Origin of the sequence: Limosilactobacillus portuensis, from assembly GCF_028607025.1 — a bacterium.
Taxonomy (GTDB): domain Bacteria; phylum Bacillota; class Bacilli; order Lactobacillales; family Lactobacillaceae; genus Limosilactobacillus; species Limosilactobacillus portuensis.
In genome coordinates this window covers 701,176-718,658 of the sequence record NZ_CP117296.1, presented here as the reverse complement: position 1 = coordinate 718,658, position 17,483 = coordinate 701,176, and the positions used below count along the sequence as shown (strand labels likewise).

16 protein-coding genes are annotated in these 17,483 nt (G+C 41.3%); all 16 read right to left on the bottom strand.

The window, feature by feature from the left end; all coding sequences use genetic code 11:
* Positions 1–66: 66 nt before the first annotated feature.
* Complete coding sequence (locus tag PRK60_RS03635; RefSeq protein ID WP_219721856.1) at positions 67–786, bottom strand: M57 family metalloprotease; 720 nt, start codon at positions 784–786, stop codon at positions 67–69.
* 70 nt (positions 787–856) lie between these two features.
* Entirely contained in the window at positions 857–1,684 is an 828-nt protein-coding gene (locus PRK60_RS03630) for an exodeoxyribonuclease III (RefSeq protein WP_102169449.1), read from the bottom strand.
* 13 nt (positions 1,685–1,697) lie between these two features.
* Complete coding sequence (locus tag PRK60_RS03625; protein WP_102169448.1) at positions 1,698–2,018, bottom strand: MazG-like family protein; 321 nt, start codon at positions 2,016–2,018, stop codon at positions 1,698–1,700.
* 110 nt (positions 2,019–2,128) lie between these two features.
* A complete protein-coding gene (locus PRK60_RS03620; RefSeq protein WP_102169447.1) occupies positions 2,129–3,151 on the bottom strand; it encodes a serine hydrolase domain-containing protein in 1,023 nt (340 codons plus the stop codon).
* A 464-nt stretch (positions 3,152–3,615) separates the two neighbouring features.
* Positions 3,616–3,975 carry a 50S ribosomal protein L19 gene (gene rplS, locus PRK60_RS03615; protein WP_056974551.1) on the bottom strand — a complete coding sequence of 120 codons (360 nt, stop codon included), beginning with the start codon at positions 3,973–3,975 and terminating at the stop codon, positions 3,616–3,618.
* Positions 3,976–4,089: 114 nt separating this feature from the next.
* Entirely contained in the window at positions 4,090–5,526 is a 1,437-nt protein-coding gene (locus tag PRK60_RS03610) for an APC family permease (RefSeq protein ID WP_102169446.1), read from the bottom strand.
* 12 nt (positions 5,527–5,538) lie between these two features.
* Positions 5,539–6,297, bottom strand: a complete 759-nt coding sequence (gene trmD / locus PRK60_RS03605; RefSeq protein WP_102169445.1) for a tRNA (guanosine(37)-N1)-methyltransferase TrmD — start codon at positions 6,295–6,297, stop codon at positions 5,539–5,541.
* Complete coding sequence (rimM, locus tag PRK60_RS03600; RefSeq protein ID WP_102169444.1) at positions 6,297–6,806, bottom strand: ribosome maturation factor RimM; 510 nt, start codon at positions 6,804–6,806, stop codon at positions 6,297–6,299. The genes trmD and rimM overlap by 1 nt, the downstream gene beginning before the upstream one ends.
* Before the next feature lie 56 nt (positions 6,807–6,862).
* Complete coding sequence (locus PRK60_RS03595; protein WP_102169443.1) at positions 6,863–7,123, bottom strand: KH domain-containing protein; 261 nt, start codon at positions 7,121–7,123, stop codon at positions 6,863–6,865.
* A 12-nt stretch (positions 7,124–7,135) separates the two neighbouring features.
* A complete protein-coding gene (gene rpsP, locus PRK60_RS03590) occupies positions 7,136–7,411 on the bottom strand; it encodes a 30S ribosomal protein S16 (protein WP_102169442.1) in 276 nt (91 codons plus the stop codon).
* Between the two features lie 83 nt (positions 7,412–7,494).
* A complete protein-coding gene (locus PRK60_RS10110) occupies positions 7,495–7,563 on the bottom strand; it encodes an LPXTG cell wall anchor domain-containing protein (protein ID WP_392391052.1) in 69 nt (22 codons plus the stop codon).
* A gap of 36 nt (positions 7,564–7,599) precedes the next feature.
* Positions 7,600–10,362, bottom strand: coding sequence for a mucin-binding protein (locus PRK60_RS03585; protein WP_273646335.1), 2,763 nt, complete (start codon positions 10,360–10,362; stop codon positions 7,600–7,602).
* Between the two features lie 325 nt (positions 10,363–10,687).
* Positions 10,688–12,142, bottom strand: coding sequence for a signal recognition particle protein (ffh, locus tag PRK60_RS03580; RefSeq protein WP_178696376.1), 1,455 nt, complete (start codon positions 12,140–12,142; stop codon positions 10,688–10,690).
* A gap of 3 nt (positions 12,143–12,145) precedes the next feature.
* Positions 12,146–12,487 (bottom strand): putative DNA-binding protein, encoded by a 342-nt coding sequence (locus PRK60_RS03575; protein ID WP_102169439.1) that lies wholly within the window; start codon positions 12,485–12,487, stop codon positions 12,146–12,148.
* Positions 12,488–12,501: 14 nt separating this feature from the next.
* Positions 12,502–13,899 carry a signal recognition particle-docking protein FtsY gene (gene ftsY / locus PRK60_RS03570; RefSeq protein ID WP_102169438.1) on the bottom strand — a complete coding sequence of 466 codons (1,398 nt, stop codon included), beginning with the start codon at positions 13,897–13,899 and terminating at the stop codon, positions 12,502–12,504.
* A 16-nt stretch (positions 13,900–13,915) separates the two neighbouring features.
* The gene (gene smc, locus PRK60_RS03565) at positions 13,916–17,479 is read right to left on the bottom strand and encodes a chromosome segregation protein SMC (RefSeq protein WP_273646334.1); all 3,564 of its coding nucleotides are present in this window, start codon (positions 17,477–17,479) and stop codon (positions 13,916–13,918) included.
* Between the last annotated feature and the right edge of the window lie 4 nt (positions 17,480–17,483).

Here is a 17,483-nt window from a genome sequence, read left to right as displayed (position 1 = left end):
AATAATGGGCTCCAGTGCTCGGCAAGACCGAACACTAGAGCCCATTATTTATGTACTGCGTTGTTTTTATTTTGTTGCATACAATTTCTTAACCGCTTGAACATCGGCTGGCTGAATAGTATAGAAAGAACCAGCAGGCTGCATTACTGAAACATGATTTGTGTGATCAAGGCCAATTGCGTGGCCAAGTTCATGTTCCGCCGTATTAACTATTCGTTGTTGATCGTAACTGTAGTCAGGATCCAGAAGATATCGCTGGTTTAAATAAACATTCGCGTGAACAAAATGATTATTAATTGAATTCGATGAAGTCTTGGTCAGACCAGCTGCATTAGTACTATCATTATCCATCGCACTCACAACAATTTCTGCTTGTTGACGGTTATTAACTTGACGAAATGTAAACACTCCGGTTTGATTCCACTGTTGAATTGCTGATTGGGCTGCTGAATCAAGGGTTTGGTTGCCAGTATTAACATAAATCGTTGCGGTATTGGTTGCCCATCGCCCATTAGTAGGAATCGTTGTTGAATCGGTTTGTTGCTGACCCGTTTGCTGATTATTTTGAGAATTCGAATCTCTCAGGTTAAGGCTTTGAGTAATCGAATCATCCCCATGACCGATTAAATTAACAATTCGTTGGCGAAAGTTCCAAATCATCGCGGTTGATGCTGCTTGGATTCGTGAATTGTTAAAGTAAAGCCAGCCACCACCGATAATTAGCGTCAAAACGACCAATCGTTTAAGAAGACGAAAGATCCTGATCTTGGCCACCTTCTTTCTCAATGATTAATATTCTAACTAGCAATATTTACTAAATTGTGACCAAGATATTAAATTTTTATTAATCATGACTTTAAAGCTCGATATCTAATTCGATCGGTGTATGATCACGCCGTTCACCTGAATCAATCATTATTGAATTCTTAATCTTATCGGCAAGCCGGTCACTAACGAGCCAGTAATCAATTCTCCAGCCTGAGTTATTTTGCTTACTAGTGATTACCCGTTGTGCCCACCAAGAATAGGCACCTGTTTTTTCTGGATTAAGATGACGGAAGCTATCAGTAAAACCAGCCGCAAGCAATTTTGTAAAGTGTTCCCGCTCTTCATCCGTAAAGCCTGCAGAATGATGGTTATTTTCTGGATGAGCCAAATCAATCGGTTCATGAGCCACATTGAAATCCCCACTTGCAATTACTGGCTTTTGTTGATCGAGCTCCTGTAAATATTCACGATAGCAATCATCCCAAACCTGGCGATCAGCTAACCGTTTCAACCCGCTTCCGGAATTGGGTGTATAAACTTCGGTAACGAAAAAGTCGGGGAATTCAAGGGTAATGATTCGTCCCTCATCATCCATTGTTTCCGGTGCCCCAATTTGAGGGTAAGTAATTGTTGGTTCATATTTTTTTAGATAGAGGTACATTGTACCAGCATATCCCTTCCGTGCGGGCTCGACTGAACTTCGCCAGGCAACCTGATAGTCAGGGAACAACTCTGCCAAAACCGCAAGATGCTTTTTTGTTGGTCCATTTTTGGATAATTTAGTTTCTTGAATTGCAATCACATCCGGGTGCCGATCTGCAATCTTATGGAGAACACTTCTCGTTTCTTCGGCCCTTGTTGATGTCCCAGTTAAGGCCGCGTTAATTGAATCAATATTCCATGAAATTAACTTCATAAATAACTTCCTCCTAATTTTTCTTTTCAAGATCGCTCTGCTTAATGAAGACACCGGCAGAAGTAGTTTTGCCCTGGCGATCCGCAATTTCCTGATAAGCAGCTGTCAATGCTTTCTTATGATCAACACCAACTAACTGGCAGAAAATTAACAAAGCAATTTGAAGATCACCAATACTATCAACTAACCGCTCGTGATTTTGTTTATTATAGGCACCAGATAATTCCCCGAGCTCTTCAGCCATCTTCATAAATTCAACTCGTGGATCCGCCTGATCAATTTTTCGTTGGTGCGCCCAATCATGGATCTTATTAATTAATTCTTCGTACTCCACCACGATATTCCTCCTAAGCTGATATATTCTTCTTGTCTATTTTACATTATTTCAACTAAAAGCAATAACGGCGTAAGAGTTTTTAAAGGCTAGCTGAGTGTTGAAAAGAATTATGCTCCCATATAGTTATGCAGCAAGTCATCTGATGCAGCTTTTAAGGTCAGATAGTCAATGTTATTAGAGAAGAGCATTACCATTTTCTTTGTCTTGTAGTTAGCGATAAAGCAACAATTATAGCCAGGAATACTACCGTTAGCACGAATAATATCACCATCAAAATATACCCCACCAAAATAGGCAACTTCTTGTTTTTTGGCCTGTTGATAAAATTCAGTTGTCATTTTCGAGTTACCGAGGACCTCATTATAAATGAATTTCCAGTAATTATTTGGTGACATGAAAAGATTTCCCGCACCAAAATCTGAAGAGGTCGTAACCGTTACTTGGTGCCAACTAATAGCTGGATCCATCGGTTGAGGAACTTGCTTTGGAGTAACTTCAGAGAAATCCTTAATCTGATTTAGATGAAGCGGCTTAGCGAAACGTTGATGAATATATGTATTGTAGCTTAAATGAACCTGCTTGCTGATAATCGCTGCTAATAATTCATAATCAACATCCTGGTAATCCCAGGTGTGAACATGATCATTTCTCATGTGTTCAAGCATGTAGGTAATTTGCTGTTTTTGTCCTCTTAAAGGAAGTGCCGGACGATCATTATTAACAAGACCACTGGTATGGTTCATTAATTCACGAATCGTGATATCCTCGCTGCCATCAATCTGCGGGAAATACGTATTTAGGGACGTGTCCCATCCCAGCTGTTTTTTCTGTGCAAGTTGATAAATCGCTGTTCCTGTCACGATTTTCTGGAGAGAAGCAGTTGGAAACAAACGGTTAGCCTTCACTAACTGTTTGTTATTTGTTGTTTCATTATTTGTAATGGTGATCGCTTTACTTCCCTTGCCATTAACTAACATTACACCATTAATATGGTGCGATTTTAAATAGTCATGAAGCTGTGTTTGCGTCTGCCTATCCACTGCGGCCGCTTTACTTTGCTGCTGAGTTGATACAAAGAATAACCCGAAGGAACTAAACATTAGAAAGATAAATAAATTAAGTTTTTTCATAATTGTACTCCAGATAATAAAAGCCCAATAATATAAATAGTATAATTTTATTTTATCCTTATTTAATAACCCGGGCAAGAAAATGAGAGCATCAGGAATTGAGTAAACTTCATTTATGAAAGCCATACTATATATTTGATTTATAGGATATAATATAAATTGTAATAAGGAATATACCGTGTGCAGTGAGTGCTTTCTAGCTCACAAGACGGTATGAGTGAATGCTTTCTTGGCATCCACTTTTCGTTTTAAACTTTTATCTAGCTGCCAATTGGAGTAAAATATACTTGTCTTATCAAAGACACACCATTTATTGGTCCTTGAGGCCGAATTCAAGTTATCCTCCCAAAAATAACTTGAAACATATAGAAAGTGCTAATTCGCTGATTCGAATTAGCATTTTTTTATGATCAATTTTAATTTAAAACAAAAAAGAACCCTTGATACACAAGGGTTCCCAGCTACTACTTGTCGCGACGCTTTTCAGCGATACGAGTAGCCTTACCAGTACGTTCACGTAAGTAGTACAACTTAGCACGACGTACACGACCATGACGAAGAACGTCAATCTTAGCAACACGTGGTGAGTGAACTGGGAAAGTACGTTCAACACCAACACCGTTACTGATCTTACGAACAGTGTAGGTAGCACTGATACCAGCACCATGGCGCTTAATAACGATCCCTTCAAACATCTGAACACGTTCACGTGAACCTTCAACGATGAGGGCGTGAACACGAACAGTATCACCGGCACGGAAATCTGGAATATCATCCCGTAATTGACTTGCAGTAATCTTTTCGATTAACTTGTTTTGACGCATTAAAAATTCTTTCCTTTCGCCGACATTCATGTCCGATGTGGGCAGCGGAATACCGTTTCTTATGGCTAAACAGCCACCTATTACTATACTAGCTTTTCATTTCCCTTTCAAGGGTTATTTTGATTGATGTTCCTGATTAATGATTGAATGATGGATACCGTAAACAAAGTAAATGATTAAACCAATAAGGAACCAGATAACCATCATGATCTTAGCATCGGCATTTAATCCCCAGAAAATCACCGCGGAAAACAAAGCTGAGATTGCTGGTAATACCGGATAACCAGGCATTCTAAACTGAGCTGCAGGAAGATCCTTCCCTTCTCGAGGACGGAGGGCGTAAATTCCCAGCGAGACAAAAATAAATGCTACAAGCGTTCCCGCTGATACTAGCGTTGCCAAGAAAGTGAACGGGAAAACAGAGCCTAGGATCATTGCCAAAAACGTAATCATCCATAACGCCCGATTAGGCACATGCTTACGATCGATATGACCTAAGCCTCGGGGAAGGAGCCCATCCCGACCAAAAGCATAGATCAGCCGTGATGAGGCTAATAAAATCGCAATTAAGGCCGAAAAAATTCCAACAATGGCAACGATTGATAACAAATTAGCAGTAAGGTAATGCCCCGACTGACGGAGTGCCCAGGCAGCTGGTTCTGCGTTATTTGCATAGCGACTGTACTTAAACATCCCCACAAGGACAAGGGACACCGCAATGAAGAAGCCAGTACCTAAAACCAGCGTCCCAATTAATCCCCGTGGCATTGTCTTTTGGGGATTAATTGTCTCAGCCGTATTAGCCGCAATTGCATCAAAACCAACATAAGCAATAAAAATTTGCGCTGTCCCGGCAAGGATCCCCTGCCAACCACCAAATGTTGTTCCAGCAACATGAGGCGGAATAAATGGTGAATAGTTTTGCGGATGAATAGCCGTCATCCCAACAACAATAAACATTAAAATAACCAGGAGCTTCACACTGACAATAATATTTTCAATCCGGCTCACCTGGTGAACCCCACGAGAAATTAAAATTCCCACGGCTAAAATAGCAATTGCAGCTAAAATATCAACATATGAACCCCGTTGTGGATTAAAGCCCCCGGTTAATGCCACTGGCAACTTAATGTCAAAACTAGCGAGAAACCCCTGCATATAGGCTGACCAGCCTGACGCAACGAAAGCAACTGAAATAAAATACTCAGCCAAAAGCGCCCAGCCAGCAATCCAGCCGAAGAACTCGCCAAAAAGAACATTAATCCATGAAAAGGCTGAACCAGCAAACGGCAATACTGATGAAGTCTCTGCATACGCTAGTGCTGATAAGCCGGCACCAATTGCTGCAACAATAAATGCTAATGGAACTGCTGGCCCCGTATGTTCAGCAGCCACGATCCCAGGCAAAGTAAAGATTGCTGTCCCAACAACCATTCCGGTCCCTAGACCAACTAGATCAATTGTCCGCAAACTGGGTGTTAATTTGGCATCCTTACTGCGGTACAAAGCTGGATCCTGCTTCCACAGTAATCGTTGAATAAACTTTTTCATTTGAACCCCCTTCTAGTCCGGCACATCTGGATCTTGATCGAGTTTCAAATCTTCAAGCATAAGTTGTTGCTCACGAGTCAGTTTGGCTGTTTTTAACAAATCTGGCCGCCGCTCAAGCGTTCGTCGTAACGCCTCACGTTGACGCCATTCCTTTATTTTCTGGTGATTCCCACTAGTTAAAACTTCAGGAACCTTCATTCCCCGAAAGTCTGCAGGCCGGGTATATTGTGGATATTCTAGCAAGCCATTACTAAAGGAATCGCCCATTGGTGAAGACATATTCCCCAGGACACCCGGAACAAAGCGGACAGTAGCATCAATCATTACCATTGCAGCTAGTTCACCACCAGTAAGAACATAATCACCTAATGATGCTTCATCAGTCACAAGGCTTCTAATCCGTTCATCATACCCCTCGTAATGACCACAGATAAAGGTAAGATGCTCTTCCTGAGATAATTCCTGAGCATAATCCTGATCAAACTTTCGCCCCGCAGGATCCATCAGGATTACCCTTCCTTTGGGATAACGATCCTTTGTCTCTTCATCAACTGCTGCCATTGCATCAAAAATTGGTTGCGCTTGGAGAAGCATTCCCGCACCACCACCAAATGGCGTATCATCAACCCGATTGTGCTTATTATCAGTATAATCACGAAAATCCGTTACCTTGATATCGAGGAAACCATTATCCTGTGCCTTACCAACAATTGATTCACCAAGAGTCGCCTGAAACATATCAGGAAATAGGCTTAAAATATCGATTCGCATTATTCAAGTCCCTCCAATAGTTCCACCTCAACTATGCCGTTATCCAGATCAACCTTTTTTACCACATCATCAATCTTGGGTAATAATAAATCGGCTTGATGTGGTCGTTGAACAACCCAAACATCATTGGCGCCAGGAGAAAGGATTTCCTTAATCTTTCCTAATTCACGACCATCGATCGTCTTAACGGTCAAGCCAATAATTTGGTGGTAATAATAACTACCTTCTTCGAGCGGTTGTTGATCCTCTTCACTAACTCTCAACTCATGATTGCGGAAGTTTTCAACATCATTAATATTGTCGTACCCAACAAACTTAACAAGAATTGAGCCTTTGTGTGGACGTGACGATTCAATTGTTAACTCTAACGGTTCTCCCTGTTGTTGATCTAAATAGAGTTTAGCCCCCTTAGCAAACCGCTCATCAATAAAGTCGGTAGTGGGGATTACCCGAACTTCACCACGGATTCCGTGAGTATTTACTATTTTTCCAACATTATAAAATTTCATTCAAATTCTCCTAAAATTGACAAAAACTCCCACAGATTAGTGTGGGAGTTTTTATTTTAGTGACGGTGGTCATTTATTAGTAACCGGACCTTTTTTGAATTGGAGCGTCGTGGACGTGCTCCTTCAACGACTGTACGCAGTGCTGAAGCAATATGTCCCTGCCGCCCAATTAAGCGACCAACATCTTGGGGATGAACATCAACAACGTACCGTTGAAAACGATCATCTTCAGACTTGGTAATTGTTAGAGCATCCGGATGTTCCAACAATGGAGTTACTAAACTACGAACCAGCCCTTCAATATTTGTCTCAGCCATGACTAAACATCACTACTTCTTAGCATACTTTGATTCGTGGAACTTCTTCATAACTCCAGCCTTTTGAAGCATGTTACGAACAGTGTCAGAAGGTTGAGCACCCTTTTGTAACCAATCCATAACGGCATCTTCGTCAAACTTGATTTCCTTAGGAGTGGTCAATGGGTTGTAAGTACCTAAAGAAGTAATGAAACGACCATCACGTGGTGCACGTGAGTCAGCTACAACAATACGGTAGAATGGACGCTTCTTTGAACCCATACGCTTTAAACGAATTTTAACGGACATTCTTTGCACCTCCCTATAAATTTCTTAACAGGTAATAATATACCAGTCTTCCAAAAGAATGTAAAGTATTTTTTCTTGACAGCTTAAATATTTTTCTTTTTCCTTATTCCAAGACCAAAACTAGTTAATAAACTAGCTAAGCCAAGTGCCATCAATCCCTTGTCTTGGTCAGTTCCAGTTTGTGGTAATTATTGCTGGTTGGCTATGACTAACGTTGCTTTAGGTTCAACTAACCTAGTCATTTCAGAAGAATTATTTGTTCCCGGCTGCGAAGGTGACTCCGGTTGTGGTTGTGGAGTCGGCGTTAGTTCTGACTCGGGTTCTGGCTGTGGCATTGGTGCCGGAGCCGGTGTATGTTCTGGTTTTGGATCTGACTGCGGTGTCGGCTGTGGCTCAGGGGTCGGTTTTGGATCCGGCGTTGGATCTGGCTGCGGTTTAGGGGTCGGTATCGGATCTGGAGTTGGTGTTGGAGCCGGTTGTGGTTGCGGTTTAGGATCTGGTACTGGGTCTTTAATATAGATAACTGTTTTTTCGATATTGCTATTTTCTGGAGCTACCTTAAATTCACTAATTACCTTTTGATCAGGAGTATAACCCTCAATTTCAGGTGATACTACTTTAGCAAACGTTCCTTCTGCAGGTGTCCAGTCGTTCCAAGTAGTACCTTCGGCTGTCTTAGAACCATTTCGCGTAAAGGTAATTTGTTGTGTTTGGTCTTCTGCCGCTTTGGTTCCATCTTGATAAACATAATGAATTGTTTCAGTAACTGTTGTGCTATCTTTTACTGGCTCTGGATCTGACTGTGGCTTTGGATCCGGTTGAGGATTTACTGGAGTCGGGTCACTATTCTTGACATACACAACATATTCAACAAAATCAGCATGCGGGTATGCAAATTGGCCCTCATTACCAATCTGGGTAATTTTTTCTCCGCTGTAAGTTGGTTTACCATTAGTCTGCATCTTACCGAGATAAGCCGAATAATCGGTTACCGTAGGAATATTAAGATCAGTGAAGTAATTATCTGTACTAAACGAACCATTTTCCCCAGTCTTACTTGTAAAAGTGACCTGGCGAACGGTATCAGGAATAGACTTACCACTATTGTCCAGCATCTGATTACCGTCTGCATCAACATAATGGATCGTTTGGTTAACGAAACCGTAATATGTTAGATCGACATATGCCTTATTGGTTGGCTTCGCATCAGTAGTGCTCCCGATCCAATAGCCCCAATCCGAATCATATTCGGGATCAGAATCACCTTGACCTTTCACAGTAGCATGCCAAGGATGCGCATTCATATAATCAAATACTGCCTTATTTTGAATCTGATAACCGCTTAGCCAGCCGTCAACCCAATTGTTATTATAATTAACCTTACTACGATCCTCATTGTAAGAGTTAATTCCTTTACCTGGCATTAGCGCAACTTGATCAGTGGGCTTCCACGTGATTAATGTTATTGCCGAAGTTCCATCATCGGAAGTTGCCCTAAATCCCTTGTAATCTCCATCAATCGTCACATGGTAAGTTAATTGATTATCACCATTATTTGAAACCGCGACATTGATTTTGGGCGTTGTGTAGGCAAATTGATCCGAGAGGTAATAGTCCTCGCTAGCGATTTGATCACTAAGGTATGATGAAGCATTATTACCAACCGGAACAATGTTCTTCTGTAATTGCTTTTTCAAGTCTTCTGCACTTACAAAACTAGTCTTAACATCCTCGTTACTAGCCGGTTTCGTTACGGTTATTGTAAAGTCCCTTTCTAAATTCTTTAGTGAGATTCCCACGCTCTGAGTTGGATCAACAATTTTAAGATACCCTTTATCCCCAATTTTTATCCATGTGTGGGCCTGAATACTACCAGTTTGCGAATTCTGAACGATCTTATCTGCAACCGCAATTTCACCAGTCCCCTGCTTTTTAGGGACAACATTTAAACTAATACCGCTAGAAAACGTCTGAGCACCAATCTTCAAGTCGTCGCTCGGCGTATACTTTGAAGATGACGGGTTATTGCCATAAAGAGAAATCATCTCACTAGGTTTATGAGCACTTCTTTCACCATTACCACTCGGATTGTACCAAGTTAAGTTTGCGCTAACCGTTAACTTCTTATTCTTACCGGGATTCTTTTTAACATACTCACTTAGGGCATTATTAAATATAATTTGGTAATAACCGTTGCTTCCAAGGTTGGCAAGTTCCTCGTTATTGTTATTATCAATCACACTCCAACTAGGCTTACCCGATCCTGAATACTGAGGAACTGATTGCTTATAACTTTCAGTATTTCCTGCAGGAATCAGGTAACCAACAATTATTCCCTGATAATAAATTGGTGTCTGATTATCTTTATTCACCGCACCATAACTAAAAATATAAGTCTGATTATCAACTGTGGTATAGGGAAGTCCTAAACTGATGTCAAGATAATCACCATTTTTGATTCTGCTAATCTCGTCAGCAGCTACGGATAGCTCTAGGTGAAGGTTAGTTGTCCCCCGTTGTCCTGTTTCCTGGTTTCCAGTAGTTTCAGTAACATCATGGGTAACGACATTAATTGACTTACCAACCTGGTCGTTAATTGAAGTGGTTAGTTTAACCGCCGTAACCGCTTGCTGCGAGCTATTACTCGAAGCAGGTGATTCTGCTGGTGTTTGTCCCTGCTTTTGTGTTATCGAAGTCTCGGTTGGTGCTTGATTATTTTTCAAGGTAACTGAATTAGTCGCGTTATTATCTGAAGCTTTATCAGTTTGACTACTCTCCTGATTAACTTGCCCAGTAGCAGTATCAGCCTGTGCTTTCGTGGTCATCCCCATTAAAATTGACGTTGATAGCAATACAGAAGCAACCCCTACACTTAACTTCCGTAATCCATAATGCAGAATCAACCGTTCCTGCTTTGTCATTAAGTACTTTTTGTTTCCCTTTGAAACCATATTAATCACTCCACTTATCGGCTAGATTTCTCTATATAGCTTATAGTTTCAGAAAAAAGCTGATTGCAGATCCCCAAAACACCGTAATTTTAGCCCTTTAATTTTTCGATAGCAAGGTGACTATTTTTAAATCAATCAATTGATAATTAGGAAAATTGGAATTTGATAATTAATCGACTTAATTAGCTTTTCACGATCAAGGTTAATGTCTATTAAAGTGCATATTAGTTTGTAATTTAAATGAATTATTTTCTTTATAATAATTCAAAAATAATAACCGGTTAGTTAATCACTTATCACCCTTAACTAACCGGTTATTGTTTATCTAATGTTTTTTCCGCAATTTCCGTAACTTCTTAATCCGCTTTTGCTTATCCTTTTTCATCTTCCGTGCCATATGGCTCATAGCCATTTGCCCCATTCGGCCACCAGGCATTCCCGGCATTTGTCCACCGAACATATTTTGCATCCCATTAAAATTACCATTGGTAACTTGCTTCATCATCTTCCGCATCTGGTTAAATTGCTTAATCATTCGGTTAACTTCCACAATCGGCCGACCAGCCCCAGCCGCTAACCGCCGACGCCGACTTGGATTCATCAAGTCAGGATTCTCCCGTTCTTCTGGAGTCATGGAATAAATGATAGCCCGAATATGATCCAATTGTTTTGGATCAAGGTTTAAGTTCTTTAATGCAGGATTATTAGCCATTCCAGGCATCATTTTAATGATGTTCTCTAATGGCCCCATCTTGGTTACTTGATCCATCTGTGATAAGAAGTCGTTGAAATCAAAGGTATTTTCACGCATCTTATCCATTGTTGCCTGAGCCTGTTCTTCATCGAAATCCTTCTGGGCCTTTTCGATTAGGGTCATCATGTCCCCCATCCCCAGAATTCGTGAAGCCATCCGGTCTGGGTGGAAGACATCAAGATCCTCCATCTTTTCCCCTTCACCGACGAACTTAATTGGCTTACCAGTAACGGCACGAATTGACATGGCAGCCCCACCACGAGTATCACCATCAAGCTTAGTTAATACTACACCGGTAATATCTAGTTTATCGTCAAATCCCTGAGCAGTATTAACCGCATTTTGCCCCGTCATTGAGTCAATTACCAGCAAGATTTCATTAGGATTAACAAGCTGCTTAATGTTTGCCAACTCATCCATCAATTGCTCATCAATTTGCAGACGACCAGCAGTATCAATAATTACATAGTCATTATGATTTTGCTTGGCAACTTCCATCCCTTGGCGAACAATTTCGACTGGGTCAACGTCAGTTCCCTTTTCAAAAACCGGAACATCAATCTGGTCAGCAACCTGCTTTAACTGGGTAATTGCGGCAGGCCGATAAACATCGGCAGCAATAAACAGTGGTCGCGCCTTGTCTTCATTCTTCAAGCGGAGGGCTAACTTACCAGCAGTTGTCGTTTTACCGGCCCCTTGAAGACCAACCATCATGATAACGGTTGGAATATGAGCGGCTTTATTAAGCGGCACCGCTTCTTCACCCATTAATTCGGTTAACTCTTCATTAACAATTTTAACAATTTGTTGAGCTGGATTTAATCCCTTGAGGACTTCTGCACCAGCAGCCTTTTCCCGAACCTTCTTGACGAAATCTTTTACAACAGCGAAGTTAACATCGGCTTCTAGTAACGCTAGCCGAATTTCTCGCATCGTTTCACGGAGGTCAGCTTCGGTAACTTTGGGCTTCCGTCGTAGTTTCTCCATCGCCTTTTGCAGACGATCTGTTAATCCTTCAAATGCCATCTTTTATTCTTCCTCCAAATTTTCCAAACGACCCACGAGTTTATTCAACTGTTGATCATCTGGATAATGTTGTTTAACGTATTGCTGAATTTCATCAGCCTGCTTATTTCGCGCTTGAAACTCAGCGTCTAAATGCAACTTAGCTTCATAAGCTTCTAAGATCTTTTCAGTCCGTTTAATATTATCATAAACTGCCTGACGACTTACGTTGAAGTTTTCAGCGATCTCGCCAAGTGAAAAATCATCAGCATAATAAAGCTCAAGATACTGGTTCTGTTTCTCCGTTAAGAGCGGTTGATAAAACTCAAACAGCGAATTAATCCGCTCGTTTTTTTCAATCTCCATCAGCAACTCCTTAACTAATTAACTTCAACTAAATCCTTAAATAGTCCATAAACAAATTCACTCGCATCGAACTTCTGCAGATCAGTAACCTTTTCACCTAGACCAACATACTTCACTGGAAGATGAAGTTCATTCCGGATAGCTAAGACAATTCCACCACGGGCAGTCCCGTCAAGCTTAGTCAGGACAATTCCGGTAACATCCGTACTTTCCTTAAATAATTTTGCCTGGTTCAAAGCATTCTGACCAGTTGTTGCATCCAAGACAAGGAGAACTTCGTGCGGAGCATCAGGAATTTCACGAGTCAAGATCCGCTTCATCTTGGCTAATTCCTTCATCAAATTAACCTTATTCTGTAATCTTCCCGCAGTATCAACGAATAGAATGTCATAATTCTCTTTCTTTGCCTTTTGAACGGCATCAAACACAACTGCAGCCGGATCACCATTCTCTGGGCCAGTAACAATATCAACGCCATCACGTTTAGCCCAGACATCTAGTTGCTCGGTAGCCCCTGCCCGGAAAGTATCAGCAGCTGCTAAAAGGACTTTTTTACCTTGGCTCTTAAACAATGCTGCCATCTTCCCAATAGTAGTTGTCTTCCCAGCACCATTGACACCAACAAACATGATCACTGTTGGTCCTTCCTTAGCGAAGTTCAGGTCAGGCTTTTCATCTTTTCCTGCTTGATCATATAGCTCAACCATTTTTTCAATAATCACGTTAGAGACTTCTTGTTTACTCTTGGCATTTTCTAACTTTACCTCTTCACGAAGTTCATCACTAAGTTTCATTGCCATATCGTAACCAACATCAGACTCAATCAGTAGATCTTCCAGATCATCAAAGAAGTCCTCATCGACATGACGGAAATTAGCTAAGAAACGGTTAAGCCGAGCACCAAATCCCGTCCGTGACTTTTCTAGTCCTTGATCATACTTTGCTGCTGTACTTTCCTCATCAACAGTTTCGTCATCACTTACAGCCGTTGATTCTTCGGCTTCTTCCTCAGCATTATCACTCTTAACTTCACTCTCTGGTGTAGGAGCCGACACTTCGGCTACTTGAGAACTACTTTCTGTTGTTGGAGTCTCTTCTTCTGGTTCATCATTTTGACTTGTGACTGTTTCTTCTTCAACAGCACTTGCTGATTCAGCAGTTTGCTCAACAGAAGATACTGGAGTTGTATTATCGGAAACCTCTTCATTTTGAGGTTGCACATCTGCAGTTGCAGAGGAATCTTGATCAACCTCAGTAGCTTCTTCCTGTGCTACGGATTTACTACTAGCATTTTGTGAAGTTGTTGCTACCTCACTATCAACTTCCTGATCCTTGGCCTCTTCCTGTTGAGGATGTTCTTCTTGCTTATCTTCATGCTTCTTATGCCGACGAAAAATATCAAATAATCCCATAATTTACGCCTTCTTCCTAGTTGTTTGAACTTTCTAAGGTATCGATCACATCAACGGAAACCATTCTGGATACTCCTGACTCCTGCATTGTTACCCCATAAAGGACATTGGCATTCATCATTGTTCCCTTACGGTGAGTAATGACAATAAATTGCGGACCATCATTTCCAAAATGACTCAGGTAGTTAGCAAAGCGCTGCACATTGACTTCATCAAGTGCTGCCTCAGGTTCATCGAGAATTGCAAATGGTACTGGCCGTACTTTGAGAATTGCAAATAATAGGGTAATTGCGGTTAATGCTTTCTCACCACCTGAAAGAAGACTCATTCGCTGATTCTTCTTCCCGGGTGGCTGGGCCATAATATCAATTCCCGTCGTCAAAATATCATGGGGATCCGTTAAAACTAACCGCGCATGACCACCAGCAAAGATCTGCTGGAACGTCTGGTCAAATGCAGCTGAAACCTTATTAAACGTTTCGCTAAACCTTGTTTTAACTTGCTCGTCCATTTCATCCATTGTTTCATTTAATTGATCACGCGAAGCCAATAAATCTGCTTGCTGAGTTGATAAGAAATCATACCGTTCCTTAACACGCTTATATTCAGCAATCGCCCCAGTATTGACTTCACCAAGATCAGCTAATCCCCGCTTTAATAGTTTCAACTTAATCTTCAGTTGATCATCTGGAAGGTCGCTAATCTTTTCTTTGGCCTCACCAATGGTCATTGAATACTGTGAACTCAAATGATTCAAGTAACTATCCAACTGTGATTCATGACGAATCCGTTGAGCATCTAAATGGTTCAGTTCATTTGTTGCCGCTGATAATAAATCGCGCAACCGGTTATGCCCTTCTTCGGCATTATCAACCTGTTTACTAAGCGAGTTTAACTCCTCTTTAGCCGCAACTAACTGTTGTTTGACAGTTGCCAACCGCCGAATAGCATCCTGCAAAGCCGTTTCGTTTGACTCGTTATCTGCATGATCACTATTAATTTGTAAATTAAGTCGTTGAATTTGTTGTTCAAGGTGATCAGCATTTATTTGCAGTGAGTTTTTCTCCTGTTGCAGAGCATGACAGTTACTCTTAAGCTGTTGCAATCGTTCCTGAGCAACTGCAATCCACTGCTCCATCTGATGAAGCTGCTGACTTTGCGCCGATTCGTCACTTTGTAACTGCTTAATTTGTTCCTGTAATTCAATAGTCCGTTGCTTATTAATATCAAACTGTTGCTGAGCATCTTTCAGCTGCTGAGTATTTTGCTGTACTTTTTGCTCGTAATCAGCGTGTTGATCATCCTGCTGACCCGATTGAAACTTAAGAGCGGATACTTGACGTTCAATTGCTTGATACTGGCTTTGCAACACTTGCTGCTGCCCTGTTGCAGAATGAAGCTTTTCACTTGCTTGGTGTAAATAAGTCTGTAAATCAGTTACCTGCTTATCAATTTCTTTTTGGGTAGCCTGCAATTGGGCAACCTGTTTTTCCAACTGACTTGCTGTAACCTGCTCCTTATTAAGGGCATTTTGCAGCTGGCTAGCTAACTGCTTTTGGCTAAGTAGACCAATTCGCTGGTGATGATTGGCACCCCCGGTCATTGATCCACTAGCATTAATCAATTGACCATCAAGCGTTACCACCCTGACATAGTGATGACCGTGTCGAGAAATCTCTGTTGCATGATCAAGATTATCAGCTACAACCGTATTTCCGAGAAGATGTTGTGCAACCACATCATACTTAGGATCATAATTGATTAATTCAGTTGTCCGACCAACATATCCAGGTAGCGATCGTAATTGGTTAAAAATCGATGAAGTCTGATAATGCCTTAACGTATCAAGGGGCAGGATGGTTACACGCCCCGCACGACGACGGACCAAATAATTAATGATCTGCTTAGCAGTCGACTGGTGAGCGACTACCAGTTGTTGCAACTGACTACCAAGGACTGTCTCAATTGCAGTTGTATATTTTTCAGGAACATCTAATAGCTCGTTTACAGCACCGTCAAGCCCCGAAAACTGTTGCCGTTGCTTCAAAACATTTTGAACGCCCTGATAATATCCAGAGTATTCTTCTTGCATTGAATGATAATTTTTCAGACGTGATTGAAGCGAATGAACATCCCCAAGTGATTGGTACCAAGAACGTTGAGCTTCTTGATACTGTCTCTGGACGCGTTCCTGCTTCTCCTGCTGACTTCTTAACTGGCTTTGAAGTTCGGTAACGTGAGCTTGTTGGGCCGTTGCTTCTTTTTTTGCCGTTGCTTCCTGAGCTTTAATTTCAGCTAATTGTTCTTGAGCAGCCTGAAGTTCAGCATTGCTTTGCTGCTGTGCGTTAATGGTTTGCTCATGATTACTTTTCAGAAAAGCTTGCTGATTTTGCAGGGTTGTAATTTGTTGCATTAGGTCAACTTGATTTCCCCGCAATTTTTCTAGCTCTTGATTAACGTGCTGAATCCGTTGACCACTAGTCATTTGCTTGGCAACAGCCAATTCTTCCTGGTGATTAACAATTTTCTTTTTTTGTGACTGAACCTCTTCATTAGCCTGGGTTAATTTTTGGTCAATTTCTATTTGTTGCTGTTTAAGCTCCTGCAGTTGGTTAGTTAGCCGTTCCCGTTCCTGAAGCTGTTGCTCACGCTTGATTGAGGACACAGATTGCTGATTTTGCAATTTACCAATCATTTCGGTAGTCGTCAGAATTTTGGCCTGTAATTGGTCTTTTTGCGTCTGCAAATTACCTTGCTGACGCTTTAACTGGTTTAACCCTGCAGTTGATTTAGCAAGCTGGGCCGTATAATCACTGACCAGCTTTTGATCAGCCGCTAGCTTAGCTTTCAGATTCGTTAATTCCTTACTAGTTTGATCATAAAGACGCACTGTCTGGGTACGGTCGAGAAGATCATATTGTCCCTTTTGCTCTAAATAATCCTCAGCAAGGGCACTTTCATCAGCTAATGGTTCCAGCTGGCTCGTCAACTCAGCAATAATATCGTTAACCCGATTAAGGTTATCCATGGTTGCGCTGAGCCGTTTTTCGGCGGTATCCTTATTCTTCTTGTATTTTGCAACTCCAGCCACCGCTTCAATAATTGAACGACGATCCGCTGGCTTACCGTTAAAAATCGCTTCAATTTGTCCCTGGGAAATAATGGAGAAGGATTCCCGACCTAATCCAGAATCAATGAAGAGATCGGTAATATCTTTTAAGCGAACCTCTTGACCATTAACCAAGTACTCACTATCACCATTGCGGTATAGTTTCCGGGTAATTGTTAATTCAGTAAAGTCACTAGCAAGGTAATGATCACTATTATCAAATGTGATTGATACAAGTGCTCGGTTAAGCGGCTTCCGGTCACTAGAACCGTTAAAAATAACATCAGCCATTTTATCGCCACGAAGTTGATGAGCAGATTGTTCACCCATTACCCAGCGAATTGCTTCGATAATATTACTTTTCCCACTTCCGTTAGGGCCAACAATTCCTGTCATTCCTGGTTCAAACTTAATTGTCGTCTTCTGAGCAAAGGACTTAAAGCCATCCAATGTTAGAGATAATAACTGCATAGTG

Coding starts and splice junctions, on each gene's coding strand:
- PRK60_RS03630 (WP_102169449.1), bottom strand. CDS start 1,684: ATGAAGTTAATTTCATGGAATATTGATTCAATTAACGCGGCCTTAACT.
- PRK60_RS03620 (WP_102169447.1), bottom strand. CDS start 3,151: ATGAAAAAACTTAATTTATTTATCTTTCTAATGTTTAGTTCCTTCGGG.
- rplS (WP_056974551.1), bottom strand. CDS start 3,975: ATGCGTCAAAACAAGTTAATCGAAAAGATTACTGCAAGTCAATTACGG.
- PRK60_RS03610 (WP_102169446.1), bottom strand. CDS start 5,526: ATGAAAAAGTTTATTCAACGATTACTGTGGAAGCAGGATCCAGCTTTG.
- trmD (WP_102169445.1), bottom strand. CDS start 6,297: ATGCGAATCGATATTTTAAGCCTATTTCCTGATATGTTTCAGGCGACT.
- rimM (WP_102169444.1), bottom strand. CDS start 6,806: ATGAAATTTTATAATGTTGGAAAAATAGTAAATACTCACGGAATCCGT.
- PRK60_RS03595 (WP_102169443.1), bottom strand. CDS start 7,123: ATGGCTGAGACAAATATTGAAGGGCTGGTTCGTAGTTTAGTAACTCCA.
- rpsP (WP_102169442.1), bottom strand. CDS start 7,411: ATGTCCGTTAAAATTCGTTTAAAGCGTATGGGTTCAAAGAAGCGTCCA.
- PRK60_RS03585 (WP_273646335.1), bottom strand. CDS start 10,362: ATGGTTTCAAAGGGAAACAAAAAGTACTTAATGACAAAGCAGGAACGG.
- ffh (WP_178696376.1), bottom strand. CDS start 12,142: ATGGCATTTGAAGGATTAACAGATCGTCTGCAAAAGGCGATGGAGAAA.
- PRK60_RS03575 (WP_102169439.1), bottom strand. CDS start 12,487: ATGGAGATTGAAAAAAACGAGCGGATTAATTCGCTGTTTGAGTTTTAT.
- ftsY (WP_102169438.1), bottom strand. CDS start 13,899: ATGGGATTATTTGATATTTTTCGTCGGCATAAGAAGCATGAAGATAAG.
- smc (WP_273646334.1), bottom strand. CDS start 17,479: ATGCAGTTATTATCTCTAACATTGGATGGCTTTAAGTCCTTTGCTCAG.